At 68.9% G+C, this 25238-nt stretch carries 20 protein-coding genes and 1 tRNA gene; 11 read left to right on the forward strand and 10 right to left on the reverse strand.

All coding sequences use genetic code 11. The features are described 5' to 3' along the window. Window positions 1–91: 91 nt before the first annotated feature. The 3 genes from PQI23_RS04490 to PQI23_RS04500 all read left to right on the forward strand — a co-directional run bounded on the left by PQI23_RS04490 (window position 92) and on the right by PQI23_RS04500 (window position 2366). Window positions 92–601: a hypothetical protein gene (locus tag PQI23_RS04490; RefSeq protein WP_339971958.1), complete on the forward strand. Its 510-nt coding sequence runs from the start codon at window positions 92–94 to the stop codon at window positions 599–601. Between the two features lie 228 nt (window positions 602–829). Further along, complete coding sequence (gene lysA / locus PQI23_RS04495; protein ID WP_339971959.1) at window positions 830–2155, forward strand: diaminopimelate decarboxylase; 1326 nt, start codon at window positions 830–832, stop codon at window positions 2153–2155. Between the two features lie 136 nt (window positions 2156–2291). Beyond that, window positions 2292–2366: transfer RNA gene (locus tag PQI23_RS04500), tRNA-Gln, on the forward strand. 127 nt (window positions 2367–2493) lie between these two features. On the opposite strand, the gene PQI23_RS04505 is transcribed toward PQI23_RS04500, so the two are convergent. Further along, window positions 2494–3714: an IS110 family transposase gene (locus PQI23_RS04505; protein WP_339971961.1), complete on the reverse strand. Its 1221-nt coding sequence runs from the start codon at window positions 3712–3714 to the stop codon at window positions 2494–2496. Between the two features lie 237 nt (window positions 3715–3951). Between PQI23_RS04505 and PQI23_RS04510 the strand changes: the two genes are divergently transcribed. After that, window positions 3952–6306, forward strand: coding sequence for an excinuclease ABC subunit UvrA (locus PQI23_RS04510; protein ID WP_339971963.1), 2355 nt, complete (start codon window positions 3952–3954; stop codon window positions 6304–6306). Window positions 6307–6348: 42 nt separating this feature from the next. Here PQI23_RS04510 and PQI23_RS04515 read toward each other — a convergent pair whose 3' ends face one another. Continuing rightward, a complete protein-coding gene (locus PQI23_RS04515) occupies window positions 6349–7407 on the reverse strand; it encodes an LOG family protein (RefSeq protein WP_339971965.1) in 1059 nt (352 codons plus the stop codon). A 38-nt stretch (window positions 7408–7445) separates the two neighbouring features. On the opposite strand from PQI23_RS04515, the gene PQI23_RS04520 reads away from it, so the two are divergent. Then, a complete protein-coding gene (locus tag PQI23_RS04520) occupies window positions 7446–8903 on the forward strand; it encodes an RNB domain-containing ribonuclease (protein ID WP_339971967.1) in 1458 nt (485 codons plus the stop codon). Between the two features lie 3 nt (window positions 8904–8906). On the opposite strand, the gene ispG is transcribed toward PQI23_RS04520, so the two are convergent. The 5 genes from ispG to rsmI all read right to left on the reverse strand — a co-directional run bounded on the left by ispG (window position 8907) and on the right by rsmI (window position 14683). After that, complete coding sequence (ispG, locus tag PQI23_RS04525) at window positions 8907–10037, reverse strand: flavodoxin-dependent (E)-4-hydroxy-3-methylbut-2-enyl-diphosphate synthase (protein WP_339972329.1); 1131 nt, start codon at window positions 10035–10037, stop codon at window positions 8907–8909. A gap of 95 nt (window positions 10038–10132) precedes the next feature. After that, complete coding sequence (locus PQI23_RS04530) at window positions 10133–11527, reverse strand: M50 family metallopeptidase (protein ID WP_339971969.1); 1395 nt, start codon at window positions 11525–11527, stop codon at window positions 10133–10135. 61 nt (window positions 11528–11588) lie between these two features. Beyond that, a complete protein-coding gene (dxr, locus tag PQI23_RS04535) occupies window positions 11589–12677 on the reverse strand; it encodes a 1-deoxy-D-xylulose-5-phosphate reductoisomerase (RefSeq protein ID WP_339971971.1) in 1089 nt (362 codons plus the stop codon). A gap of 9 nt (window positions 12678–12686) precedes the next feature. After that, complete coding sequence (locus tag PQI23_RS04540; protein WP_339971973.1) at window positions 12687–13730, reverse strand: FKBP-type peptidyl-prolyl cis-trans isomerase; 1044 nt, start codon at window positions 13728–13730, stop codon at window positions 12687–12689. Window positions 13731–13864: 134 nt separating this feature from the next. Beyond that, window positions 13865–14683 (reverse strand): 16S rRNA (cytidine(1402)-2'-O)-methyltransferase, encoded by an 819-nt coding sequence (rsmI, locus tag PQI23_RS04545; RefSeq protein ID WP_339971975.1) that lies wholly within the window; start codon window positions 14681–14683, stop codon window positions 13865–13867. Window positions 14684–14727: 44 nt separating this feature from the next. Between rsmI and PQI23_RS04550 the strand changes: the two genes are divergently transcribed. From PQI23_RS04550 to sufU, 4 genes are read left to right on the forward strand one after another with little or no spacing between them, the layout of a single operon-like run. Continuing rightward, the gene (locus PQI23_RS04550) at window positions 14728–15801 is read left to right on the forward strand and encodes a thioredoxin domain-containing protein (protein WP_339971977.1); all 1074 of its coding nucleotides are present in this window, start codon (window positions 14728–14730) and stop codon (window positions 15799–15801) included. Window positions 15802–15824: 23 nt separating this feature from the next. Then, window positions 15825–17105 (forward strand): MFS transporter, encoded by a 1281-nt coding sequence (locus tag PQI23_RS04555; RefSeq protein ID WP_339971979.1) that lies wholly within the window; start codon window positions 15825–15827, stop codon window positions 17103–17105. Between the two features lie 58 nt (window positions 17106–17163). Continuing rightward, complete coding sequence (locus PQI23_RS04560) at window positions 17164–18483, forward strand: aminotransferase class V-fold PLP-dependent enzyme (protein WP_339971981.1); 1320 nt, start codon at window positions 17164–17166, stop codon at window positions 18481–18483. Next, complete coding sequence (sufU, locus tag PQI23_RS04565; protein WP_339971983.1) at window positions 18480–18950, forward strand: Fe-S cluster assembly sulfur transfer protein SufU; 471 nt, start codon at window positions 18480–18482, stop codon at window positions 18948–18950. Before PQI23_RS04560 ends, sufU begins: the two co-directional genes overlap by 4 nt. On the opposite strand, the gene PQI23_RS04570 is transcribed toward sufU, so the two are convergent. Then, the gene (locus PQI23_RS04570; RefSeq protein WP_339971985.1) at window positions 18922–19929 is read right to left on the reverse strand and encodes a LysR family transcriptional regulator; all 1008 of its coding nucleotides are present in this window, start codon (window positions 19927–19929) and stop codon (window positions 18922–18924) included. The two genes, sufU and PQI23_RS04570, sit on opposite strands and share 29 nt — an antisense overlap. A 77-nt stretch (window positions 19930–20006) precedes the next feature. Here PQI23_RS04570 and PQI23_RS04575 point away from each other — a divergent pair, with 77 nt between their 5' ends. Further along, the gene (locus PQI23_RS04575) at window positions 20007–21797 is read left to right on the forward strand and encodes an FAD-binding protein (RefSeq protein ID WP_339971987.1); all 1791 of its coding nucleotides are present in this window, start codon (window positions 20007–20009) and stop codon (window positions 21795–21797) included. 138 nt (window positions 21798–21935) lie between these two features. After that, entirely contained in the window at window positions 21936–23174 is a 1239-nt protein-coding gene (locus PQI23_RS04580; protein ID WP_339971990.1) for a DUF4192 family protein, read from the forward strand. On the opposite strand, the gene PQI23_RS04585 is transcribed toward PQI23_RS04580, so the two are convergent. Both PQI23_RS04585 and nadC read right to left on the reverse strand, forming a co-directional pair. Beyond that, window positions 23077–24378 carry a cysteine desulfurase family protein gene (locus tag PQI23_RS04585; RefSeq protein WP_339971992.1) on the reverse strand — a complete coding sequence of 434 codons (1302 nt, stop codon included), beginning with the start codon at window positions 24376–24378 and terminating at the stop codon, window positions 23077–23079. The genes PQI23_RS04580 and PQI23_RS04585 overlap by 98 nt on opposite strands. Before the next feature lie 9 nt (window positions 24379–24387). Beyond that, entirely contained in the window at window positions 24388–25236 is an 849-nt protein-coding gene (gene nadC / locus PQI23_RS04590; RefSeq protein WP_339971994.1) for a carboxylating nicotinate-nucleotide diphosphorylase, read from the reverse strand. Window positions 25237–25238 lie beyond the last annotated feature (2 nt).

A 25238-nucleotide genomic window follows, 5' to 3' on the forward strand; every position in this document is an offset into this window, starting at 1 on the left:
CCGCAGGCCCGCGCTTCTCGGGTCGGAGGGTTATGCACAGATCGCGGATCTGTCCTCCGGCCCAGGCGCGGTTCCGCGCATGCTGAGGCGCATGACACCACTCGAACCCGATCTCGAACTCGACCTCATGCCCGCCGCCGACATCGACCGCTACCGCCGACTCGACACCGATGACGTGCTCGCCGATCAGCTCGGTCGCCTCTTCGGGCACGCCGAGCTGCGGCAGGTGTGGCTGCTGTTCCTCGACCAGCAGCTGCGGCTCTCCGACCCGATCATGCCCATGGACGACCATCCGCTCGAACCCGACGAGATGTTCGACACCGAAGACCTCGGGCGCGTCCCGTTCGTGCGCGTCATGGTGGAACGAGCGCGCATGGCCTGCGATCTCGTCGGCGCACAGGAGTTCATGTTCATGTGGGAGCGGCGGGGGAGTGCCGCACTCGACCCCGCCGATCTGCGGTGGGCGCGCGGGCTCGCCGAGGTGTCCGGTGCTGGTGGTGGCGTTGACGCCGGAGCCGGCGTGCGAGTGCCTCCGCTCCGCGCGCAATTGCTGCTGCACGACGATGGGGTTCGAGTGATCGATTCCGCGGAGTTGCGCTGACGGGCGCGGGCAGTTGACCGGGCGCCGGGCGCCCACCAGGATTGAGAGTATGCAGGAGGAACGGATGCGAGTCGCGAAGCGCGGTCATGCGTCGTCCCCTCCGGTCGGCCGGCTGCAGGCCTGGACGGGGTACGTGTAGCGCGTTCAGCGCATCGCCGAACCCCACCCGTAAGCGGGCGCGTGCGCGCCCCTGCCGGTCCATTCAGGACCAGAATTTTGGAGTACCCGTTGTCTGCATCATCTGTCTCAACCCCCGATCTCACGCAGCCCCAGCCCGAGGGCAACCGGCTCGGGGAGCTGTGGTCGATCCTTCCCGAGGAATCGGCCGTCGACGAATCCGGCGTGCTCCACCTCGGCGGCGTCCCGGTGACCGAGCTCGCCGAGCGGTACGGCACGCCGCTCTACGTGTACGACGAGGCGGGGCTGCGACGGCAGATCCGCCGCTTCATCGACGGACTCAGTGCCCGCTGGCCCGCGTCCGAGGTGCTGTTCGCCTCGAAGTCGTTCCCCGCCGTCGGCATGTACCAGATCGCGGCGGAGGAGGGGCTGTCGGTCGACATCGCCGGTGGTGGCGAGCTGCGGCTCGCGCTCGCCGCGGGGGTGTCGCCCTCGAAGCTGCACTTTCACGGGAACGCCAAGACCGACGCCGAGCTGCGCATGGCGATCGAGGCCGGCGTCGACACGATCATCGTCGACAACGTCGATGAGCTCGATCGCCTGGAGCGTCTGCTCACGACGCCGCAGAAGCTGCTGCTGCGGGTGATCGCGGGGGTCGAGGCCAAAACGCACGCGTCGCAGGCGACGGGCGGGAGCGACTCGAAGTTCGGGCTCCCCATGGATCAGGCGCTTGCGGCGATCGAACGCATGCGCGCCCATCCGCTGCTCGAATTCGAGGGGGTGCACCTCCACATCGGATCGCAGATTCTCGACGTCGAGCAGTTCGGTGAAGCGGTCGCGAAGATCTCGACCGCGGGCGAGTTCGACGTCTACGACGTCGGCGGCGGGCTCGGCGTGAAGTACACGTACGACGACGTCGCGCCGTCGGTCGACGACTACCTTGACACGATCGTGGCGGCTGCGCGCGAGCACCTGCCCGCCGGGGCGCGCATCATGATCGAACCCGGGCGGGCGATCGTGGCTCGGGCCGGGGTCACGCTCTACCGCGTCACCACGGTGAAGCGCACCGGTCGCACGTTCGTGGCCGTCGACGGCGGTCTCGCAGACCAGATGGACGCCGCCCTCACCGGTCAGCGATTCGAGGCCCTGCTCGGCAACCGTGCGCTCGACCCGTGGACGGAGACCTCCCAGCTCGTCGGCCGCCAGTGCGAATCGGGCGATCTACTCGTCGACCGGGCGCCTCTGCCCGCGGCCCGAGTTGGCGACCTCGCGGTCGTCGCGACGACCGGCGCGTACGGTTACACCCTGGCGAACAACTACAACGGCGCGCTGAAGCCCGCGATCGTCTTCGTGCGCGACGGCGAGGCGCGGCTGGTCGCCCGACGCGAGACCTACGAGGAGTTGCTCGCCCTGCACGCGCCGGCGCTCGAGAGGTAATGCACCGGTACTCGGCCGAATCGAGGCGGCGCCGCGCGCGGGTTGCACGCGGCGCCGCCTCGTTTTGAGTTCGCGGCCGATCCGGGGTAGAGTTATCTCTCGGTGCCGCGCTCCTCGGAGCCGCGGAATTCCGCTTTGGGATATGGTGTAATTGGCAACACTACGGTTTCTGGTACCGTCATTCTAGGTTCGAGTCCTGGTATCCCAGCCACAAGTCCCCCGCCCCGTGAGGCGGGGGTTTTGCGTTACGGGTCGCGTGGTTCTGCCCCGATTCCGATGCGCGGGTTCCGCGTTCTCGGTCTTCCGGGGTGCGTCCGTGAATGATGCTCCTATTGTTGTCAACTCGAAGGGGCGCTTGTTTCGAGCCATTCCCGGTATGCCTGCGCAAGGTCATCGTCACGTGTGAGGCCACGCTCGATTCGTGAGATCTTGGTGATCCACACATTGAAGTGTGCCGCGACTTGCTGCAGGGTGATTCCCAGCGCTTGCCTGAATGGCCGGAGGTCGTCCACGCGAGGTACGTCCACGTCCTTCGTGAGGAGCGTGAAGACTTCGCGCGCAATCGCGCGCTTCAAACACCGAATGATCTCTTTGCTGCTCTTGCCTTCAGCGCGTTTCTTCGCCACATACGCTTTCGTGCGTGGCTCGTTGCTCATACGTACGAGCGCGATTCGGTGGAGCGCGGAATTCGCGTGCCGGTCGCCACCTCGGTTGAGCCGATGCCGGTTCGTTTTACCCGAGGATGCCGGGATTGGGCTGGCCCCGCAGAGCGCCGCGAACGCGGCTTCTGAGCGGAGCCGGTCAGAGTTGTCTCCCGCGGTGATCAGGAGCTGCGCGGCAGTGACCGGCCCTACACCAGAAGCCGCACGTAATGCCGGGTTGGTGTACTCGGTGAGGGGCTCAAGTTCTTGATCGAGGGCGTGTATCTCAGCTGTCAGATAGCGGTGCCGGCGCGCAAGCGCGCGGAGTGCGATCACGATGCCCTGATGCTCAGGGTATGGGCGAATGTCGAAGTCTGCGAGCCCCGTGATGAGCGCCGCATCAGTGACATCACGAAATCGTTCGCGTAGAAGCGTGGGCGCGGTTACGAGGAGTGATTTGAGTTGCACTTGCGCAGCAGTACGCGCTTTGATCGCTGAACGTCGGGTCGTGAACAGGTAGCGGATCTGTTCGACATTGCCGTCGCCGGACTTTGGGGTCGGCTGTTTCGTCTCGGTGAGTGCAGTTTTCGCAGCAGCGTACGCATCAACGGGATCGGACTTCCCGTTCATGCGGCGGAGTTGCCGGTTTGGGCGGATCACTTCGATGATCTGATGCCCGAGAGCGGTGAGGTGGCGGGCGAGGCCGGCCCCGTACGAGCCAGTCCCTTCGATCCCGACGCGCACGAGGTTGCCGTATATGAGGATGAACGCGGTGAGCGCTGCGTAGCCTGCGGGCGTGGTGGGGAACTGCGCGTCTGCGAGATGCTTGCCGTTCTGATCAATGACGGCCGCGTGGTGCGTGTCAGCGTGGGTATCCACCCCGGCATAGATCTCGCAGGCTTCAACGATATTTGTCATGATGGTTCTGCCTTTTCCGATTCCAGTTGGGAGGCAACCGGCCGGGCGGGCAGACAGGACGTTGAAGAGGCCTCTAGACCAGGCTCCTATAAGGTCATGTCCGCCTGGTCGGGCCCCGTAACACCTCGCCCGGGTCGACGGATCATTTTCAAGGCACGAAGCCAGTCGGAGGCTGTGTCAAACCCGGACGAGGCAGTTACCAGTATCAACGTCGGCGGCTCGCACTACTCTGACTCCATGGCCACCACGCACATCGCAGATTCGCACGACCGCATCCGCGTGCAGGGTGCGCGCGAGCACAACCTCAAGAACGTCAGCGTCGATCTTCCGAAGCGCCGCCTCACCGTGTTCACCGGGGTCTCCGGGTCGGGCAAGAGCTCACTCGTCTTCGGCACGATCGCCGCGGAATCGCAGCGGCTGATCAATGAGACCTACAGCGCGTTCGTGCAGGGGTTCATGCCGTCGCAGAGCCGGCCCGACGTCGACGTGCTCGAGGGGCTCACCACCGCGATCATCGTCGACCAGGAGCGCATGGGAGCGAACCCGCGCTCCACCGTGGGTACGGCCACCGACGTGAACGCGATGCTCCGCATCGTCTTCTCCCGCCTGGGCAGCCCGCGCATCGGCTCGCCCAACGCCTTCTCGTTCAACGTCGCATCGATCAGCGGGGCGGGAGCCGTCACGATGGAGAAGGGCGGCAAGCAGGTGAAGGAGCGTCGCAGCTTCGAGATCCTCGGCGGCATGTGCCCGACCTGCGAGGGCCGCGGCTCCGTCAGCGATTTCGCTCTCGACGAGCTCTACGACGCTGAGAAGACGCTCGCGGAGGGGTCGCTCAAGGTGCCCGGTTTCAGCATGGACGGCTGGTACGGGCGCATCTTCGCGGCGCTGCTGCCGATGGAGACGCCGATCCGCGACTTCACCGAGGAGCAGATGCACCTGCTGCTTCACGAGGAGCCGCGCAAGGTCAAGGCCGACGGCGTCAACGTCACCTACGAGGGGCTGATCCCCCGCATCCAGAAGTCCATGCTCGCGAAGGATCGCGAGGCCATGCAGACCCACATTCGAGCCTTCGTGGATCGCGCGATCGTGTTCCGCGTCTGCCCCGAGTGCGCGGGCACGCGACTCAACCAGACCGCGCGCTCGTCGAAGATCTCGGGCAAGTCCATCGCCGATGTCTGCGCGATGCAGATCACCGACCTCGCGGAGTGGGTGCGAGGCATCGACGACGCCGGCATCGCACCCCTCGTCGAGAAGCTCGTCGACACTCTCGACTCGTTCGTGCGGATCGGTCTCGGCTACCTGAGTCTCGACCGCCCGACCGGCACGCTCTCGGGCGGCGAATCGCAGCGAACGAAGATGATCCGTCATCTCGGCTCCCCCATCACCGATGCGACCTACGTCTTCGATGAGCCTTCGATCGGCCTGCACCCGCACGACATCCAGCGGATGAACCAGCTGCTGCTCAAGCTGCGCGACAAGGGCAACACCGTGCTCGTCGTCGAGCACAAGCCCGAGATGATCGCGATCGCGGACCACGTCGTCGACCTCGGCCCCCGCGCCGGCACCGAGGGCGGCGAGATCTGCTTCGAAGGAGCAGTCGATGCGCTGCGCGCATCTCAGACGCTCACCGGCACGCATCTCGACGACCGGGCGCGCCTCAAGACCTCAGTGCGCTCTGGTCGCGGGGCGCTCGAGATTCGGGGGGCGGATCGCCACAACCTGCGGAGCATCGACGTCGACGTGCCCCTCGGCGTGCTGTGCGCGGTGACCGGCGTCGCCGGCTCGGGCAAGAGCACGCTCATCGGCAACTACGTCGCGAACCGCGATGACGTCGTCGCCGTCGACCAGGGAGCGATCAAGGGGTCGCGCCGCTCGAACCCCGCGACGTACACGGGTCTGCTCGATCCGGTGCGCACTGCGTTCGCGAAGGCCAACGGCGTGAAGCCGGCGCTGTTCAGCGCCAACTCCGAGGGGGCCTGCCCCGAGTGCAAGGGTGCGGGCATCATCTACACCGACCTCGGCATGATGGCAACCATGGAGAGCGTGTGCGACGTGTGCGAGGGCAAGCGCTTCGCGCCGGCCGTGCTCGAGTACACCTTCGGCGGCAAGAGCATCGCCGAGGTGCTCGATCTCTCGATCGCGCAGGCGCAGGAGTTCTTCTCCGCTCCCGAAACGAAGATCGCGAAGGCTGCGAAGATCCTGGATCGTCTCGTGGACGTCGGCATCGGCTACATCAAGCTCGGTCAACCGCTCTCCACACTCTCCGGAGGGGAGCGTCAGCGGCTCAAGCTCGCCATCCACATGCTCGAAGACGCCGATGTGTACGTGCTCGACGAGCCCACCACCGGCCTGCATCTCGCCGACGTCGAACAGCTGCTCGCCCTGCTCGATCGCCTCGTCGATTCCGGCAAGAGCGTGATCGTGATCGAGCACCATCAGGCGGTGATGGCGCATGCCGACTGGATCATCGACCTCGGCCCGGGCGCCGGGCAGCAGGGCGGCACCGTCGTGTTCGAGGGAACGCCGGCCGATCTCGTCGCAACGGGCGCCACGCTCACCGGCGAACACCTCGCGGCGTACGTCGCCGGCTGATCGACGGAACGCCTCAGCCGCGGGCCGCGGTGGTCGCGGTCGTCAGCTCGGGGCGCTCTCGAGCTCGTTCAGGGAACGAATCAGACGGTGGAGATCGCCCACGGCGCGACGCCGGGGCGTGAGCACGATCCGCGGCAGGTCGAGTGCGTCGTGGTCGGCGACCTCGGAAGGGAGCGGCGCGGTTCGGGCGATCTCTCCGACCTCGCACAGCCCCGCGAAGCGCTCGTTCAGATCCGCCAGCTCGTCATCACCGGGTTCAGCACGCAGGCGCAGCACCAGCTGATCCCCCTGCCACCGCAGTGAGTCGTAATTGCGCCAGAACCCCGTGACCTCGGCGATCGCAGCCTCCGGCGAATCGGTGACGAGCACGCGATCCAGGTCGTCCACCGCGATGAGCCCGGCGCCGGCGAGTTCTTCCGTGACGAACCGAGCGAAGCTCGCCCAGTACGTCCCGCCGTCGCGATCGAGCAGCACGATGGGCATCGGTTCCATCTTGCCGGTCTGCTGCAGCGTCAGCAGCTCGAACGTCTCGTCCATCGTGCCGAAGCCGCCGGGGAGGCAGATGAAGCCGCGCGATTCCTTCACGAGCATGAGTTTGCGCGTGAAGAAGTACTTCATCCCGATGCGATGCCCGTCATCGGCGGCGACGTCGAGCGGCACCTCCTCGAACGGCAGGCGGATCGACACTCCCAGCGACCGTTCGGGGCCCGCACCGGCCGCTGCGGCTTCCATGATCCCCGGCCCGGCCCCGGTCACCACCATCCAGCCCTGCTCTGCGAGGCCTCGCGCGGCCGCTTCAGCCCCGACCCACAGCGGATCATGGGACTGGGTGCGCGCCGAACCGAACATCGTGACCTTGGGCACGCCCGCGAACGGCGCGAAGAGCCGAAACGCAGCGCGCATCTCCTCGACCGCGGTCGCCGTGATCTTGAGATCGAGGCGCGTCGCTCCGTCCTGCCCGAGCCCGATCCCGGTCTCGACGATCCGCCGGATCAGGCTGCGCTGGCTCGTGATGCCGGCTTCCGAAATCAGCGCTTCGAGGCGCTCGCGCACCTCATCGGCCTGCGTATCCTCTGAATGTTGCTGCTTCGCGGTCGTCACGCTCTCAGTCTACGAGCGGCGAGCACTAGGCTGGCGGCATGCCGAACCGGCGCGCCCACCTCTCCCCTCAGACCGCCCACGGTCAGCTCGCGGCAGCGCTCGCCGAGCTCCGAGTGGGAGCCGACGCTCCTTCGGAGTTCTCTCCAGACGCCCTCGCCGAGGCGAGGAGTGCGGAGACCGAGAGCCCCTGTCTCGATCTGCGGCACATCCCGTTCGTGACGCTCGACCCTCCCGGATCGAAGGATCTCGATCAGGCATTCCACATCGAGCGCGCGGGAGACGGGTTCCTCGTGCGGTACGCGATCGCCGATCTTCCCGGCTTCGTGCGCCCCGGCGGCGCACTCGATCACGAGGCGCGGCGGCGCGGCCAGACCCTGTATCTGCCCGACGGCCGCATTCCGCTCCACCCTGCGGAGTTGAGCGAGGGGCGAGCGTCGCTGCTCGCAGGTGCCGATCGGGTCGCGTACGTGTGGACGATCGCACTCGATGCGGCGGGCGACGCTACGGCCGCGCGCGTTGAACGCGCCCATGTGCGCTCACGGGCGCAACTCGATTACCCTTCGGCGCAGGCCGCCGTCGACGCCGGAACCGGGGACGAGCTCCTGGAGCTTCTGCGCGCAGTCGGCGTGCTTCGCGCCGAGCAGGAGCGCCTGCGCGGGGGTGCGAGCTTGAACATGCCCGACGAGGAGATCGTGCGCGAGCCCGACGGGTACCGCATCGTACGGAGCTTCGCGCTCCCCGTCGAGGAGTGGAACGCGCAGCTCTCCCTGCTCACGGGAATGGCTGCGGGCCGGATGATGCTCGACGCCCGCATCGGAATCCTGCGCACGATGCCCGCGCCCGATGAAGCCGCCCTATCCGCATTCCGCGCACGCGTGGCGTCGCTCGGACACCCCTGGCCGACGGAGCTGAGCTACGGGGAGTACCTGGAGCGACTCGATCACGCGTCCCCCACGACGCCGGGCGTGCTGCAAGCAGCGGCGGCGCTGTTCAGGGGCGCCGACTACACGCCGTTCGACGGCACCGTTCCGCAGCAGACGACGCAGGCTGCGATCGCGGCGCCGTATGCGCACGTCACCGCTCCGCTGCGTCGACTCGTCGACCGGTGGGGGCTCGTGATCTGCGCTGCGATCTGCGCGGGCGAGTCGGTTCCGGAGTGGGCGCGGGCATCCCTGGGGGAGCTGCCGGGGCTCATGCGCGCGTCGAACCAGCGGGCGGGCCAGCTGGGATCGCAGGCGCTCGATCGGGTCGAGGCCGCGTTGCTGCGTGATCGAGTGGGAGACGTGCTCCCCGCGATCGTCGTCGAGGTCCGAGGCGACCGCGCGCGAGTGCAGCTCGACGACCCCGCGGTCACCGCGCAGGTCGCGGCCGCGGGCTGCACCGCCGGCACGCGCGTGAACGTACGCGTCGTGGCGGCGGATGTCGCGAGCGGAAGCGTCGAGCTCGTTCCCGTCACCGGAGACGCCGACGATCGCGCCGACGCCAGCGCGGCATGACGGTCACGCTGTGATGACCTCCGGCGTGCCCGTTCCCGTGGACGCCGGAAGCTCAGAGGCGAGCCGGTTCGCCTCCGCGATCAGCGTCGCGACGATCTCGCTCTCGGGCACGGTCTTGATGACCTCTCCCTTGACGAAGATCTGGCCCTTGCCGTTGCCCGAGGCGACGCCGAGGTCGGCCTCGCGCGCCTCACCGGGGCCGTTCACCACGCACCCCATGACGGCGACGCGCAGCGGGACGCTCATGCCCTCGAGCCCCTGCGTGACCTCCTCCGCAAGGGTGTAGACGTCGACCTGGGCGCGCCCGCACGAGGGGCACGAGACGATCTCGAGCTTGCGCTCTCGCAGGTTCAACGACTGCAGAATCTGCAGGCCCACCTTCACCTCTTCCACGGGCGGCGCCGACAGCGAGACGCGGATGGTGTCGCCGATCCCCTCGGAGAGCAGGATGCCGAACGCGGTGGCGCTCTTGATCGTTCCTTGGAACGCCGGGCCCGCCTCGGTCACACCGAGATGCAAGGGCCAGTCCCCCCGCTCTGCGAGCTGGCGATAGGCCTTCACCATCACGATCGGATCGTTGTGCTTGACGGAGATCTTGAAATCGTGGAAGTCGTGCTCCTCGAAGAGGGATGCCTCCCAGACCGCGCTCTCGACGAGGGCCTCGGGAGTCGCCTTCCCGTATTTCTCGAGCAGACGAGGATCGAGGGATCCGGCGTTGACGCCGATGCGAAGGGACACCCCGGCGGCCTTCGCACGCCGCGCGATCTCGCCGACCTGGTCGTCGAACTTGCGGATGTTGCCGGGATTCACCCGCACCGCGGCGCAACCGGCGTCGATCGCCGCATAGACGTAGTACGGCTGGAAGTGGATGTCGGCGATGACCGGGATCTGGCTCTTCTTCGCGATGATCGGCAGCGCTTCGGCATCGTCCCGGCTCGGGCACGCGACGCGGACGATATCGCACCCCGACGCCGTCAGCTCGGCGATCTGCTGCAGCGTCGCATTGATGTCGGTGGTCGGCGTCGTGGTCATGGATTGGACGGAGACGGGCGCGTTGCCGCCGACGGTCACCGACCCCACCTTGATCTCACGTGACCTGCGCCGCGGCGCGAGCACTTCGACGGTCTGCGGCATTCCCAAGTTGATCGCTGGCACGGGCCGAGTCTACTCGCGCTGCCTGCGTGCGAGAGGCGAACGCGCGTCCGCGCGAGCGACGGCGGGCCGGGCGACTACCCGAACAGCGAGACGGGCTTCACCAGGTCCGCATACACGAGCAGCACCGTCATCGCCCCGAGCACGATGGCGACCGCCATCGTCACCGGCACCATCTTCGCCGTGTCGATCGGGCCGGGGTCGGGCTTGCGCCGCAGTTTCGCGAAGCCGCGCTTCAGCCATTCGTACACCGCACCGACCACGTGACCGCCGTCGAGAGGGAGCAGCGGCACGAGGTTGAAGACGAACAGCGCCACGTTCAGCGAACCGAGCAGGCCGATCATCGTCTGCGCGCGTGCGGCGACGGGTGCATCGTCGAGGCTGACGATCTCACCCGCCATGCGGCCCACGCCGACGACGCTGATCGGCCCGTTCGGATCGCGCGCCTCACTCCCGAACGCCGCGTTCCACACGTCGACCATGCGCTCGGGCATTCTGATCACGATCCCTGCCACGCGCTGCACGTTCTCGCCGACGAACGCCGGCACCGCCGTGATGGGCTGCGCCACGTTCTCGGTCGCGGGAACCGCGCCGATCATGCCGACGGATTCGGTCATGACGGTTCCGTCGGCCGCCGTGACCGCGTTGCCGTCCGCGTCGGTGACGGTTCGCGTGTTCACCACGGGTTGCAGCGTCACCGTCTGCTGCGCCCCGCCGCGTTCGATCTCGACGGTGAGCGATTCTCCCGGCGACTCGCCGATGATGGTGCGGAACTGGTTCCAACTCGTGATCCGCGTCTCGTCGACCGAGATCACGCGATCGCCGGGTCGCAGGCCGGCCGCCGCCGCCGGAGCCGCCGGGTCGTCGTCCCCGCAGGCGGTCGCGTCGCTGTCCGCCGCGACGAGGCACTCGTTGACCTGACCGAGGGTCGTGCTGTTCTGAGGGATCCCGAAACCGACGAGCACGATCGCGAAGAACACGAATGCCAGCACGAGGTTCATCAGCGGCCCGCCCAGCATGATGACGATCTTCTTCCACGGCGGAAGTCGATAGAAGGTGCGGTGATCCTCGCCCGATTCGATCGACTCCGCACTCGCGAGTCGAGCGTCCTCCACGACCGCCGCCATGCCTCGCTTCGGCTCGGGATCGGCTGCGCCGAACGAAGCGCCCTCCTGCACCATCGAGTTGAGGAATCCGGTCGTCGACGGTCGTGCCGCGTCGCCCGGTTTCTCCGGCGGGTACATCCCGGACATCGCGATGTAGCCGCCGAGCGGAATCAGCTTCACGCCGTACTCGGTCTCGCCCTCGCGCCTCGACCAGATCGTGCGACCGAAACCGATCATGTACTGGGTGACTTTGACCCTGAAGAGCTTCGCGGGGAGCAGGTGCCCGATTTCGTGCAGGCCGATGGAGACGGCGAGACCGACCACGAAGATCAGGATGCCGAGCACGTAGAGCAGTACCTCAGTCACTTGCTCAGGCTACTCCGCACCGCTGGGGAGTTTCAGGGAAGCGGCCCTCGGTGCGGGCGAATCATCGCTCGTGCGCCCGGATCACCTGCTGCGCCCGTTCGCGGGCCCAGCGCTCGGCCTCGGCGAGGGTGTCGAGCGTGAGCTCGGCGGGAGTCTCGTGCGCCTCCACGACCAGGCGCACGATGTCGACGATGTCGAGGAACCCGATGCGCTCGGCGTGGAACGCGTCGACGGCCTCCTCGTTCGCGGCGTTGTACACCGCCGGGTAGGTGAGGCGTGCGCGCCCGACCTCTTTGGCGAGGTCGACGGCCGGGAATGCCGTCGAGTCGAGCGGCTCGAACTCCCACGCGGTCGCCGAGCGCCAGTCGAGGGGAACCCCGACGTTGCCCATGCGATCCGGCCAGGAGAGGCCGAGCGCGATCGGCAGGCGCATGTCGGGCGGCGAGGCCTGCGCGATGGTCGAACCGTCGATGAACTCGACCATCGAGTGCACCACCGACTGCGGGTGGACGACGACCTCGATGTCGCCGTAGGAGACTCCGAAGAGCAGGTGCGCTTCGATGACCTCGAGCCCCTTGTTCACGAGCGTGGCGGAGTTGATCGTGACGACGCGCCCCATGTTCCAGGTGGGGTGCGCCATCGCCTCGGCGGGAGTCGCGCCGCGCAGTTCTTCGCGACTGCGGCCTCGGAACGGCCCGCCGGACGCGGTCAGGATCAGCCGCCGCACTTCATCGCGGCGGCCCGACCGCAGCGCCTGCGCGATCGCGGAGTGCTCCGAGTCCACCGGGACGATCTGCCCGGGTGCCGCGAGACCCGTCACGAGATCGCCGCCGACGATGAGCGACTCCTTGTTCGCGAGCGCGAGCGTGCGCCCGGCTTCGAGTGCGGCGATAGTGGGGCCGAGCCCGACGGAGCCCGTGATCCCGTTCAGCACGAGATCGGCCTGCACGTCGCGGATCAGCTGCACGCCGTCCTCGGCGCCGAGCGCGGTGTGCTCCACGTTGAACTCGTCGGCCTGCTCGCGCACACGGTCAGCGTTGCTTCCGGCAACGAGACCGGACACCTGGTACTTCGCCGGATGCTTGCGGATCACGTCGAGCGCCTGCTCCCCGATCGAGCCGGTGGAGCCGAGGACGATGACGCGCTTCATCGCTCCAGGCTACTCGGCGGCTGCGTCGGCGTGCACCGTGCCGAGGATGTCGAGCACGAAGACCATCACGTCGTCGCCCTGGTGCCCCTGCTGCTCGAGCGTCGCCGCGCCGTAACCGCCGTCTTCGGCGGGCACCACGGAGATGACCTGCGAGCCGACCTTCTGCCCCTCGAGCGCCTGCTGGAAGCCGCCGATGACCTGCGTGGTGAGGAAGTCGGTGGGCTCCCCGCGACTCCAGCTCGAATCGAACTCCTCGCCCGTGCGCCAGATCACGCCTCGGTAGTTCACGTACACGCGATCGCCCGGCTGCACCTCTTCTCCGTCGCCCTCGATCAGCGTGGCGATCTCGAGCTCGTCGGGAGCCTCGAGGCCCTCCGGGATGGTGATGGTGGGCTCGCCGTCCTCAGCGAGCTCGACCGTCGGGAATCCCTCCGGGGCCTCGACCGCCTTGCCCTCGGCCTTCTTCAGCAGTTCGTCGCCCTCGAGCGTGCCGGGCTCGCCGGAAGCGGCCGCGGCATCAGACGCGTCGGTGATCTCGCCGAACTCCATGACGATGACGAGCGAGTCGTCGGCTGTGACGTTCTCGAGGCCGGTCTGCTCCGGCGGCGTCTCGCCGAACACATCGGCGTACGGAGCGGCGAGCGCGATCTGCTCCCCGGCCGTGGCGCATCGCAGCCCGTCATAGGCCCACTCGGCGAGACCCGACTTGTCGACCGGGATCGCGCTGGCGGGCAGCTGCTGGAGCGCCGAGCCATCGGCGCCGTTGAAGAGCGTCATCGAGGTGAGCACCGACTGCCCCTCCTCGACGACGTCCCCTTCACCCTCCTGCAGCACGGACCGCTGAATCTTGTCCGCCTGTACCGGGGTCTCGGACGTGAGTTCGAGGTCCTCACCGACCGAGCCCGAGACCTCGACGCCGGAACTCGCAGACCCGGAGGCGAGGCACTCCTCACCGGCGGCGTCGGCGCTCGCCGATCCACCGCCGCTCGAGCAGCCGACCATGAGCAGAGCGCCCACGAGGGCAGCGGGGGCGATGGCGCGCGTCAGTTTCACAGTGATTGGAGTCCTTCGAATCGCGAGGAGCCGCCCCGTTCCCTGCGTGCAGCGAAGTACACGGAGGGACAACGGGTGCGCGGCCATGAGTGCCCTTCGAGTATGGCGCATCGCCCTGCCCGACGGCTGTGAAGTCACTCGCGATCGGCGAGCGCGGCCGCGTAGAGCTCTCGCGAGGAGAAGCCGGTCGCTTCGGCGACCGCGCGCGTCGCATCCTTGAGACGCTCCCCCGCGCGCACCCGATCCTGCACCTCGGCGAGGGCCGATTCAGGCGACGCCGTAGCTTCGACCGCACCCGCGACGACGACGACGATCTCGCCGCGCACGCCGTCGGCCGCCCAGCGCGCGAGATCGCGCAGCCCTCCGCGGCGCACCTCCTCGTGGAGTTTCGTGAGCTCGCGGCACACGGCCGCGGGTCGATCGTCTCCGAACGCATCTGCGAGTTCCCCGAGCGATGCCGCGAGCCGCGACGGCGCTTCGAAGAAGACCAGCGTTCGCCGCTCGGATGCGAGGGCGCGCATCGCTCGAGACCGCTCGCCCGGTTTGCGAGGCAGGAAGCCTTCGAAGGCGAAGCGATCGGTGGGAAGACCTGAGACCGCGAGCGCGGTGACGACGGCGCTCGGGCCGGGAATCGCGCTGACCGGGACACCCCGCTCCGCGGCCAGCTGCACCACCCGGAACCCGGGGTCGGACACGGTCGGCATGCCGGCGTCGCTCACGAGCACGACGTCCTCGCTCCCAGCGCGCTCGACGAGCGCCGCCGCTCGCTCGTGCTCGTTGTGATCGTGCAGCGCGATGAGCTCGGGTCGATTGGCGATATCGAGCAGCCTGAGCAGCTGCGCGGTGTGGCGCGTGTCCTCCGCGGCGATCACGGTCGCCTCCTCGAACGTGCTGCGCAACCGGGCGGAGGCGTCGCCGAGGTTGCCGATCGGCGTCGCCGCGAGAAGGATCATGCATCAATCGTAGGTGCAGAAACGGGTGCTGCCAGAATGGAGCGATGACCGATCCGCAGCAGCCCGCGTCCCCGCCGCCCCATCCCTTCGCCGCGACGTCGCCGGTTCCGGGGCGGCGAGCGAGCGGCGCCGTCTCGACCGCGGCCATGGCTCTCGGATTGGGCGCGGTCGTGACGGTGGTCGTCTCGGCATTCTATTTCGGGTACGGGGCGATTCTCGGCGCTCTGCTCGGCATCGCCGCGGTGGTGCTCGGCATCCTCGGCCTGGTCTCGCGCCGCCGCCGGGCGCCTGCGATCGCGGGGCTCGTCGCGGGCGTTCTCGCGCTCCTCGGAGCCCTCGCACTCGGGGTGTTCTCGGTCGTGACGCTCGCCGGAGCGGTCGCCGACCACGTTCGCCCGGGCGCCCCGGGGGCCGTCGGAGATGAGCCGCGGGCGGAAGCGCAGATCGTCTGGCCCGAGAACATGGCGACGGGCGGCATCGTCTTCGACCAGGACGGAGTGGTGCGCTCCGAGGTTCCGGCTTCCGGCGCTCCCGAGGTTCCGGAGGTCGGCTCGGCAGCGCATTCGGTGCGCGTCTACGTCGACTACCGCTGCCCCTACTGCTCCGAGTTCGAAACGGCGAACGGCGAGACCCTCGAACGCCTGGCTGCGAGCGGCCGGGCCACGGTGGAGATCATTCCGCTGGCGTTCCTCGACCGCGTCTCCCCCGACGCCTACTCGTCCCGCGCTTCCGGAGCGATGGCGTGCGTGGCCGACGCCCAGCCCGACGCTGCCTGGGAGGTGCACCGGCACCTCTTCGACCCTGCGGTGCAACCCTCCGAGACGACGAACGGGCTCGACAACGAGGCTCTGATCGACGCGGTCGACGAGGCATCGGGCGGCGCGAACGAGGAGGTGCGATCCTGCATCGAATCCGAGCGCTTCGTGCCCTTCGCGCAGTCGCTGAACAGCTGGGTGTTCGATCACCCGGTTCCCGGGGCGCAGGATCCGGAGCTCAGGGTCACCAGCACACCGTTCGCCGTCGTCGACGGCGTCCCCTACGCCGGTGCGCCCGACGATGCTCAGGGTTTCTCCGACTTCCTGGCGCAGCAGGGCGCCGCGGTGGGGAGCGTCTCATGACGTCCTGCTAGAGTTGCTCGGCTATGCATCAGACGAGCGAGCACCTGGCATCTCCGGCGTCTCCCCGAGGGGCGACGCTGTTCGAGCGCACGGGCAGACTGTACTTCCCGCTCGCGCTCGTCGCGCGCCTGCCGTTCGCCATGATGGTGATCGGCGTGCTCACGCTGGTCGTCTCCGCTCGCGGTTCGGTCGAGCTCGGAGGCCTGAACTCGGCGATGGTCGGGCTGGGCGTCGCCTGCTTCGGGCCGCTCATCGGCGCCGCCGCCGACCGGTACGGGCAGCGCCCCACGCTCCTCGTCGCAGCCGTGGCGAACAGTGCGCTGCTGGGAGCTCTGGCGTGGATCGCGTTCAGTCCGCTGCCGGTGTGGGTGCTGTTCGTCGGGTCGTTCCTCGCCGGAGCGACGGTGCCCCAGACCTCGCCGATGTCGCGATCGAGACTCGTCACGATCGTCGCGCACGATCTGCCCGTGCAGCGTCGACCGCGAGTGCTGTCGAACGTGCTCGCGTACGAGTCGGCCGCCGACGAAGTCATCTTCGTGTTCGGCCCGGTGATCGTCGGGGCTCTGGCCACCACGCTCGGCGCGTGGGCTCCCATTGCGGGAGCGGCCGTGCTGACGCTGATCTTCGTCTCCGCGTTCGCGCTGCACCGCACGAGCGCGCCCGCGCAGTCGGCGGAGGAGCGGGCGATGGCCCTCGCGCCGGCATCGGAACTCGCGCGACCCGCGCTCCTCGTCACCGTGTTCGGCATCGTCACCGTCGGGCTGTTCTTCGGATCGATGCTCACCTCGCTCACCTCCTTCATGCAGGATCGGGGCGACCCGGAGAGCGCCGGATTGCTCTACGGCGCCATGGGCGTCGGATCCGCGATATTCGCCATCGGCGTGGCCGCACTGCCGCCGCGCTTCTCCCTGCGGGCGAGATGGCCGGTCTTCGCGCTGTGCATCGTCGCGGGCACCGCACTGCTGCAGTGGGCGCAGGACGTGCCGACGATGCTGCTGAGCCTCGCGGTCATGGGCATCGGTGTCGGGCCGCTGCTGGTGACGCTGTACGGGTTCGGGGCGGCGCGCAGCCCCATCGGGCGTTCGGCCACCGTTATGACGATGCTCGGATCGGGTCTGATGGTCGGGCAGTCGGCGGCCGCCGCGCTGACCGGCGTCATCGCGACCGAACTCGGAACCCGCGCCGCACTCGTGCTGCCGCTCGGCGCTGCCCTGCTCGCGCTCGTCGCCGGGGCGATCAACTGGCCGCTGGGCGCGCAGGAGGGCCCTCCCCGGGAACGCAAGACGGTCGCTCGCGCGGAATAGCGGGGCCCGCTCTCGCGTTGCACTGGACGCCGGTACCGCCGCCTGAAGAGGTGGAAGAATGGAGAACATGCCAGACCTCGCGTTGAACACCGCGCTCACCGCAGCAGATATCGCGCTGCTGCGCGCCGAGTTCCCGTACTTCGCAGCGCAGGACGCGCTGGAGCACGCCCCCGCGTACCTCGACGCCGCGGCGACATCGCAGCGCCCCGGGAGGGTGCTCGATGCGGAGCGGACGTTCCTCGAGTCGTCGTACGCCGCAGTCCACCGCGGCACCAGCGGGGCCGTCGGATCGGCAACGGAGGCGTTCGAAGGGGCGCGCATCGCGGTCGCGAACTTCGTGGGAGCAGCGGTTCCCGAGCAGATCGTCTGGGCGGAGAACGCCACCGACGCTCTGAACCTCGTCGCGCTGGGCATCGGAGAGGCGAATGCCGGGCTCGGGGTGCCGGGCAGCGAGCGCTTCCGGCTCGAAGCGGGCGACGAGATCCTGATCACCGAGGCCGAGCACCACGCGAATCTCATTCCCTGGCAGCGCCTCGCGAAGCGGACCGGTGCGAGCCTGCGGTACATCCCGGTGCGCCCGGACGGCACCTGGTCGCTGGACGATGCGCGTGCGGCGCTGAACGACCGGACGCGGGTCTTCGCGTTCGCCCATGTCTCGAATGTGACCGGATACATCGCACCCGTCGCCGAACTCGTCGAGCTCGCTCACGCGGTCGGCGCGGTCACCGTGCTCGACGCCTGCCAGTCGGTGCCCCATCTCCCGGTGGACTTCACCGCGCTCGGCGTCGACTTCGCCGCATTCTCCGGCCACAAGATGCTCGGCCCGAACGGCATCGGCGTGCTCTACGGGCGACCCGAGATGCTCGACGCCCTGCCGCCGGCTCGCACGGGCGGCTCCGCGATCACCAGGGTGACGATGGACTCGTCGCAGTTCATGCCGCCGCCGCAGCGCTTCGAACCGGGCACGCAGCCGGTCTCGCAGGCGGTCGGCATGGGCGCCGCAGTCGCATTCCTGGAGTCGGTCGGCATGGATCGTGCTGCGGCGCGGGAGCACGAGCTCGTGGAGCGTCTCGTCTCCGGCATCATCGAGACGCCCGGCCTGCACCTGCTCGGCCCGGCCGATACGTCTCAGCGGGTGGCACTTGCGGCGGTCTCGGTCGAGGGAGTGCACGCGCACGACGTCGGGCAGTATCTGGACGAGCAGGGCGTACTGGTGCGCGTCGGCCACCACTGCGCGCAGCCGCTGCATCGCGCACTCGGAATCACGTCGAGCACTCGCGCGAGCGTGCACGTGACCACGACGGAGGACGAAGTCGACCGCTTCGTCGACGCGCTCCGCGGCGCTCAGCGGTATTTCGGAGCGGAGGTCGGAGCATGAGCGCACTCGACGGGCTGTACCAGGAGGTCATTCTCGACCATTCGAAGCGACCGATCGGCAAGGGCGAACTCGATTCGACCGACGCCGCTCTGACGGCCTCTCACCACGAGTTCAATCCGAGCTGCGGCGATGAGATCGACCTGTCCATCGCCGTCGATCCCGAGACGGGCCGCATTCAGCAGATCGCTTGGGACGGGCAGGGGTGTTCGATCTCGATGGCCTCCGCGTCGATCCTCTCCCAGCTCGTGCGCGACGACGCGCTGTCGATCGTCGAGGCGCGCGAGCGCATCGACGCGTTCCGAGAGATGATCCAGGCGAGGGGCGAAGGGGAACCCGATGAAGAGCTGCTCGGTGACGCCGTGGCTCTGCAGGGCGTCTCCAAGTTCGTCATGCGGGTCAAGTGCGCCATGCTCGGCTGGGTGGCGCTCGAGGCCGATCTCACGCAGGTGGAGGCGCAGCGCTCCTGAGCGCAGCCGACTCTCCGACGCGAGTCACGAGGTTCGAGAGTTCGGCCCCGGGTGCGGTGACCCGATCCGCGATTTCGCGGATCACCGACTGCAGCGCAGCGCCGGCTCGCGTCGGCGCCATGTCGGCGCGGCGCGCGATGCTCACCGTTCGAGCGAGTGAAGCGCCCGCGAGCGGCGCGGTGCGCAGCCACGGGTGATCGGCCGCGACCATCGCGGGCACCACGGCGACGCCGATGCCTCGCCCGGCGAAGCTCAGCGCAGCATCCATCTCCGCTCCCGCTACGGCGACGAGCGGCGTGAGGCCGCGCCCCCGGAAGGCGGCGTCGACGGTCACCCTCAGGTCGTAGTTCTCCGGGAACAGCACCTGCGGAACGCGGGCGAGCTCCTCGAGCTCGACGGGGCGCGACGCGTCGTCGTGGAGCGCTCGATCGCGGCCGAACGGGTCGGGCTGCGTCGGGTCGGATACGACGACGAGGCGCTCGCTCAGAATCTGCTCGCGCTCGAGCACGGCGCGCGCTGCTCCCGACGACACACTGGTGACGATGAGAGCGAGATCGAGCCCGCCCTCCATGAGCGCGGTGATGAGGCTGCGCGATCCCCGCTCGAGAATCTCGATCTCGATGCCCGGGTAGCGCGCGCGGAATGCGGCGAGCACGTCGGCGACCAGACTCGTGCAGAGCGTCGGCGTCGCTCCGAGACGGATGCGCCCGCTTCGCAGCTCGGCGAGGTCGGTCATCTCGTGCCGAGCGGTGTCGGCGTCGGCGAGCATGCGACGCGCGATGGGCAGGAGGCGCTCCCCCGCCGGTGTCAGGGCGACGTTGCCGCGCACCCGATGCAGCAGGTCGACCCCCAGATCCGCCTCGAGCGCCGCGATCTGGCGGCTCAGCGACGGCTGGGCCAGATGGAGTCGCTCGGCGGCACGGGTGAAGTGGCCGAGGCGGGCGATCTCCACGAAACCGCGGAGCTGTTCGAGGTTCACGGTCATAGCGTAATCGCATCTTGATGATCAGCTCTATTCATTGGAGTAATCGTCGCAACGCTCGTAGCGTGGTGCGCATGAACAGCTCGTCTCCCACTTCCAGTTCCCCGGGAGCCTCCCGTGCCGAACGCCTCCTCTCCACATCAGTGCTCGTCATCGGAACCGGTGGCGCCGGCCTCCGGGCCTCCATCGAACTCGCAGAGCGTGGAGTGCAGGTGCTCGCGGTCGGCAAGCGACGCGCGCACGACGCGCACACGACGCTCGCCGCGGGCGGCATCAACGCGGCACTCGGCACGATGGATCCCGAAGACAGCTGGGAGCAGCACGCGGCGGATACGCTGCGGGAATCCTACTTCCTCGCGGATCCGGCGATCGTCGAGACGGTCACGCGGAACGCGGCGCGCGGCATCGAAGACCTCGAGCGCTGGGGCATGCCGTTCGCGCGCGAGTCGGACGGCCGGATCAGCCAGCGCTTCTTCGGCGCCCACAAGTACCGCCGCACCGCGTATGCGGGCGACTACACGGGCCTGGAGATCCAGCGCACGCTCATGCGCCGCGCCGCCGAACTGCGCGTCTCGATCGTCGACACCGTGTACATCACCCGCCTGCTCGTCGCCGACGGCCGCATCTTCGGCGCGTACGGCTTCGACATCGTCGACGGCTGCCCCGTGGTCATCCACGCCGACGCTGTGATCCTCGCGGCGGGCGGCCACACGCGCATCTGGCGCAATACCTCCTCCCGCCGCGACGAGAACACCGGCGATTCCTTCCGCCTGGCCGCGCTCGCGGGCGGCAAGATCCGCGACGCGGAGCTCGTGCAGTTCCATCCGTCGGGCATCCTGGAGCCCGCGGACGCAGCCGGAACCCTCGTCTCCGAGGCCGCCCGCGGTGAGGGCGGAATTCTGCGCAACGCGCTCGGCGAGCGGTTCATGGAGCGCTACGACCCCGAGCGCATGGAGCTCTCCACCCGAGACCGCGTCGCTCTCGCGAGCTACACCGAGATCTCCGAGGGTCGCGGCACCACCAACGGCGGCGTCTTCCTCGACGTCTCCCACTTGCCGCGCGAGCAGATCCTCTCGAAGCTGCCCCGGGTGTATCGCACGCTGATCGACCTGCAGATGCTCGACATCACCGAGCAGCCGATCGAGATCGCGCCGACCGCGCACTACTCCATGGGCGGAGTGTGGGTCACGCCCGATACGCACAGCACGGGTGTCGAAGGCCTCTACGCGATCGGCGAGGCATCGAGCGGTCTTCACGGCGCGAACCGTCTCGGCGGGAATTCGCTGATCGAGCTGCTCGTCTACGGGCGCATCACCGGCACCGACGCGGCGGAGTACGTGACCGGCCGCACCGAGGTGCGTCGCGACCCAGCAGCAGTCGCGGAGGCGCGCGCCGAGATGCGGCATCTGCTGGAGGGAGACGGCGCCGCGGAGAAGAGCACTGAGAGCCCTCGCCGCCTCCAGCGCGCACTGCGGGACATCATGACCGAGCACGTCGGCGTCGTCCGCAGCGAGGCCGGGCTGACCGCAGCGCTCGACAAGCTCGATGCACTGCAGGAGCGCGTGGCGCGCGTGACCGCTCACCCCGACATCGCCGGCTTCGACGACCTCGCGCACGCCTTCGATCTCTACGGATCGATGCTCGCAGCACGCGCGACCATCGAGTGCGCGCGCGAACGGCGTGAGACGCGCGGCTGCCACAACCGCTCGGACTACACGGAACAGGATCCGTCGCTGCGGGGCAATTTCGTATGGACTGCTGAGAGCGGCGCCGTGTTCGAACCGCTCCCGGAGGCCCCGGCGTCGTTCCGAGATCTCGCTCGCGCTGCCGCCGACGACTCCGTGGAGGGCAAGCTGGTCGAGTAGCGGCCGACGGGTCGCGTCGGGGCCGGCGCGTATGCGGAGCTCCGCTCACACCTCCGCCCCGGCGCGACCGCCCCGCACTCGTCGCAGCGTTCTGTGCATAACCGCATATCGCCCTCGTCGACAGCGCAGGATCGGGGCATGCCCGAACACATACCCGACTCCCGCCCTGTCATCCGCTGCCGAGGCACCGCGGATTTCCTCGCCGCTCTGCCCCACGTCACGGGATTCACCGCCACCGACAGCCTGTTCGTCGTAGGATTCATCTGCTCTCGGTCGGGCCCGGCTGTGCGGATCGATCTCCCCGCGAACGAGGAGCCCGGCGAGACGATCGCGATCCTCGATTTCATCAGCGGGCTGGCGCGCGACCTCGCCGCCGCGCACCATCGCACGATCGCTGCAGCGGTCGTCATCACCAGCAGCGAGTCGTTCACCGCAGATGGAGCACCGCCCTGGCACCGGCTCGCACGTCGCCTCGAACGACGATTGCGCAGGGACGGCGTCGAGGTGCGAGAACTCTGCGTCGTCGCGGTAGACGGGTGGGCGAGTCTCCTCGATCCCCGTTCACCGCGCGCCGCGAGACCGCTCAGTGAGATCGCGGAGAGTCCCGTATCGCGCGGTGCCCTGCGCCACGCCGATCCGCCGGTCGATCTCGACGAGCTCGGCGAGATTCCCCTGCCGGCTCCCGCTCGCGCCGCGGCTGTGAAACGCGCGCTCGAGCAGCATCCGCCGTTCGATTTCCCGGGCTCGGAGCGGGTCCCCCCGCGCCGCTCCGAGCCCGGGAGCCTACCCGACGGCTATTTCACGTGGATCGCCGATGCCGCGTCGATTGCACGTGAGCTCCGGGAAGACGGCCTCCTGAGCGCTGAGACGACCGCGCACCTGATTCGAAGCACCGAGCATTCGGACCGGTGGCTGGTCATCGCACTCGGTCTGCTGACGCGCCCCGAGTTCCCGGTCGAGCTCGCGCATGAGATGCCCGCCGGCAGGTTCGCGGGCGTGCCCGTCGACCACGAGGCGGAGACCGGCGCACTCGGGTGGTCCGTCTTCAGGATCCTGGCCGGTGTCTGCCCGGAGTTCTCGGAGCACGGGCGTCTTCGCGCCGTCTGCGATCGGCTGATCGCAGTGATCGCAGAGACACCCGAATCGCTGCGCCCGGGTGTCTTCGCCTTGAGCGCATGGCTCTGGTGGCTGTACGGCAGCCAGACCGTCGCACGCCGTCATGTGCAGGCGGCGCTCCGAATCGATGCCTCGCACGAGATCGCACTCATGGTGCAGCGGCTCACGTCTCAGCAGCTCGCTCCCCGATTCCGCGCTGCCGTCGACGCGCGCCCCGACGCAGAGCCGCGGCGTCGGTCTCTGCGCGGAGCACCGCGATGATGCGGTCGATGGCAGCATCTGCGAGCGGGCTCGCAAGGGTGAGACGAATCCCCGTCTGCGCGAGATCAGCGGAGAGCCCCAGGGCGAGCAGCACCGGCGAGGGGTCGCTCGAACCCGCGGCGCACGCCGAACCCGATGACACCGCGTACCCGGCGGCGTCGAGTGCGACCAGCAGGGACTCCCCGCTCACTCCGGAGATCGCGAAGGAGGCGTGCCCGGGCAGGCGCTCGGTTCGGTGCCCTGTGAGGAGCGACCCCGGCACCTCGGCGAGCACCCGATCGATCAGGGCATCGCGCGAATGCATCAGGGCGACTCCGCGGCCCCCGATATCGGAGCGCGCAGCGGCCACTGCAGCAGCGAACCCCGCGATGCCCGCGACGTTCTCGGTGCCCGCTCGGCGGCCCCGTTCCTGTCCGCCGCCGTGGATCAGCGGCTCGACCGCGATACCTGGACGCAGCAGGAGTGCACCTGTGCCCTGCGGTCCGCCGAACTTATGCCCCGCGATGGTCATCGCGTCGATACCGGGACCGGGCCAGACCCTCGTCGGGTCGTCGCCCCGGAGGGCGGTCGAGAACCGCACCGGGAGGGCCGCCGCGGCTTGCACCGCGTCAGTGTGCATCAGTGCACCTCGCGTGCGCGCGATCTCGGCGATGCCCGGCAGGTCCTGCACCGTGCCGACCTCGGCGTTGGCCAGCCCGACGGAGACGAGCGCGGTGTCGGAGCGCACGAGTGCGGCGATGGACCGGGGCTCCACGCGGCCCGTCGCGTCGACCTCCGCGAACTCGATCGTGAAGCCGAACACCCGCTCCAGATACCGGCAGCTCTCGAGCACTGACGGATGCTCGATCGGCGTGGTGACCAGGTGTCGCCCGCGAGGATTCGCGACCGCGAGACCGATGATCGCGAGATTATTGGCCTCGGTGCCGCCCGCGGTGAAGACCACCTCTGCGGGGAGCGCGTCGAAGGCCGCAGCGATCTCCGTTCGAGCCCCGTCGATCAGGGCACGCGCGCGATGACCGGCCTGGTGCACGCTCGACGCGTTCGCCGCACCGCCGTCGAGCGCTGCGATCATCGCCGCACGCGCTTCCGGCCGCATCGGCGCCGTCGCGGCGGCATCGAGGTATCCGTCGTGGTGCCCGCCCTGGTGCGGAGCGGCGCTTTGCTGCGCCTCGCGACGCAGAGCCTGCTCGTTCGTCGGATTCATCGGCGGCGCTCAGTCGGCATCGAGGCCCAGGTCGAGCGCCAGCGCACCGTGCGTCAGTCGCCCGACGGAGATCACATCCACGCCGGTTTCCGCGATCGACGCGACGGTGTCGAGCGTCACCCCGCCGCTCGCCTCGGCGATGACCGCACCCCCGATCCGCTGCACGGCGGCTTCCAGCTCAGAGCGGGTGAAGTTGTCGAGCAGTACTCCGGTGGGCGCGGCGGCGAGCACCGCGTCCAGCTGATCGAGCCGATCGATCTCGACGATGATCGAGGTCGTGTGGCCCGCGCGATCCCGCAGGCGGCGCAGTGCAGCGGTCGTGGTCGCCGCGTCGAACGCGCCGAGTGCAGCGAGGTGATTGTCCTTGATCATGATCGCATCGGAGAGGCTGAAGCGGTGATTGCAGCCTCCCCCGGCCCGGACGGCGGCCTTCTCGAGAGCTCTCAGCCCGGGAGTCGTCTTCCGAGTGTCCGCAATGCGCGCCGACGTGTGCGCGACGGCCGAGACGTATCGCGCCGTGAGCGTGGCGACACCGCTGAGCCGCTGAGCGAAGTTCAGCGCGACCCGTTCCCCGGTCAGCACGCCGCGGGCAGGGCCGGCGACCCGCGCCAGCACGTCGCCGGCTTCGAAGGGGGCGCCGTCATCCACCAGGTCATCGACTGCGACGCGCTCATCGGCCTGGCGGAACGTCTCGCGCAGCAGGGCGCCTCCGGCGAACACGCCCGCTTCGCGAGCCACGATCCGCCCGGCAGTGCCGAGCTTCTCCGGAATGGCGAGCTCAACGGTGATGTCGCCCCAGGGGGCGTCCTCGGCGAGTGCAGTGCGAACTGCGGCTTCGACGATCGGACGGGTCAGCATGC

It is taken from the genome of Leucobacter sp. USCH14 (assembly GCF_037619215.1).
Taxonomy (GTDB): Bacteria; Actinomycetota; Actinomycetes; order Actinomycetales; family Microbacteriaceae; genus Leucobacter.

Bases quoted from the DNA above. Each gene is read 5' to 3' on its own strand.
- PQI23_RS04490 (WP_339971958.1), top strand. From the start codon at position 92: ATGACACCACTCGAACCCGATCTCGAACTCGACCTCATGCCCGCCGCC.
- PQI23_RS04505 (WP_339971961.1), bottom strand. From the start codon at position 3,714: ATGACAAATATCGTTGAAGCCTGCGAGATCTATGCCGGGGTGGATACC.
- PQI23_RS04510 (WP_339971963.1), top strand. From the start codon at position 3,952: ATGGCCACCACGCACATCGCAGATTCGCACGACCGCATCCGCGTGCAG.
- PQI23_RS04520 (WP_339971967.1), top strand. From the start codon at position 7,446: ATGCCGAACCGGCGCGCCCACCTCTCCCCTCAGACCGCCCACGGTCAG.
- ispG (WP_339972329.1), bottom strand. From the start codon at position 10,037: ATGCCGCAGACCGTCGAAGTGCTCGCGCCGCGGCGCAGGTCACGTGAG.
- dxr (WP_339971971.1), bottom strand. From the start codon at position 12,677: ATGAAGCGCGTCATCGTCCTCGGCTCCACCGGCTCGATCGGGGAGCAG.
- rsmI (WP_339971975.1), bottom strand. From the start codon at position 14,683: ATGATCCTTCTCGCGGCGACGCCGATCGGCAACCTCGGCGACGCCTCC.
- PQI23_RS04550 (WP_339971977.1), top strand. From the start codon at position 14,728: ATGACCGATCCGCAGCAGCCCGCGTCCCCGCCGCCCCATCCCTTCGCC.
- PQI23_RS04555 (WP_339971979.1), top strand. From the start codon at position 15,825: ATGCATCAGACGAGCGAGCACCTGGCATCTCCGGCGTCTCCCCGAGGG.
- PQI23_RS04560 (WP_339971981.1), top strand. From the start codon at position 17,164: ATGGAGAACATGCCAGACCTCGCGTTGAACACCGCGCTCACCGCAGCA.
- sufU (WP_339971983.1), top strand. From the start codon at position 18,480: ATGAGCGCACTCGACGGGCTGTACCAGGAGGTCATTCTCGACCATTCG.
- PQI23_RS04575 (WP_339971987.1), top strand. From the start codon at position 20,007: ATGAACAGCTCGTCTCCCACTTCCAGTTCCCCGGGAGCCTCCCGTGCC.
- PQI23_RS04580 (WP_339971990.1), top strand. From the start codon at position 21,936: ATGCCCGAACACATACCCGACTCCCGCCCTGTCATCCGCTGCCGAGGC.
- PQI23_RS04585 (WP_339971992.1), bottom strand. From the start codon at position 24,378: ATGAATCCGACGAACGAGCAGGCTCTGCGTCGCGAGGCGCAGCAAAGC.
- nadC (WP_339971994.1), bottom strand. From the start codon at position 25,236: ATGCTGACCCGTCCGATCGTCGAAGCCGCAGTTCGCACTGCACTCGCC.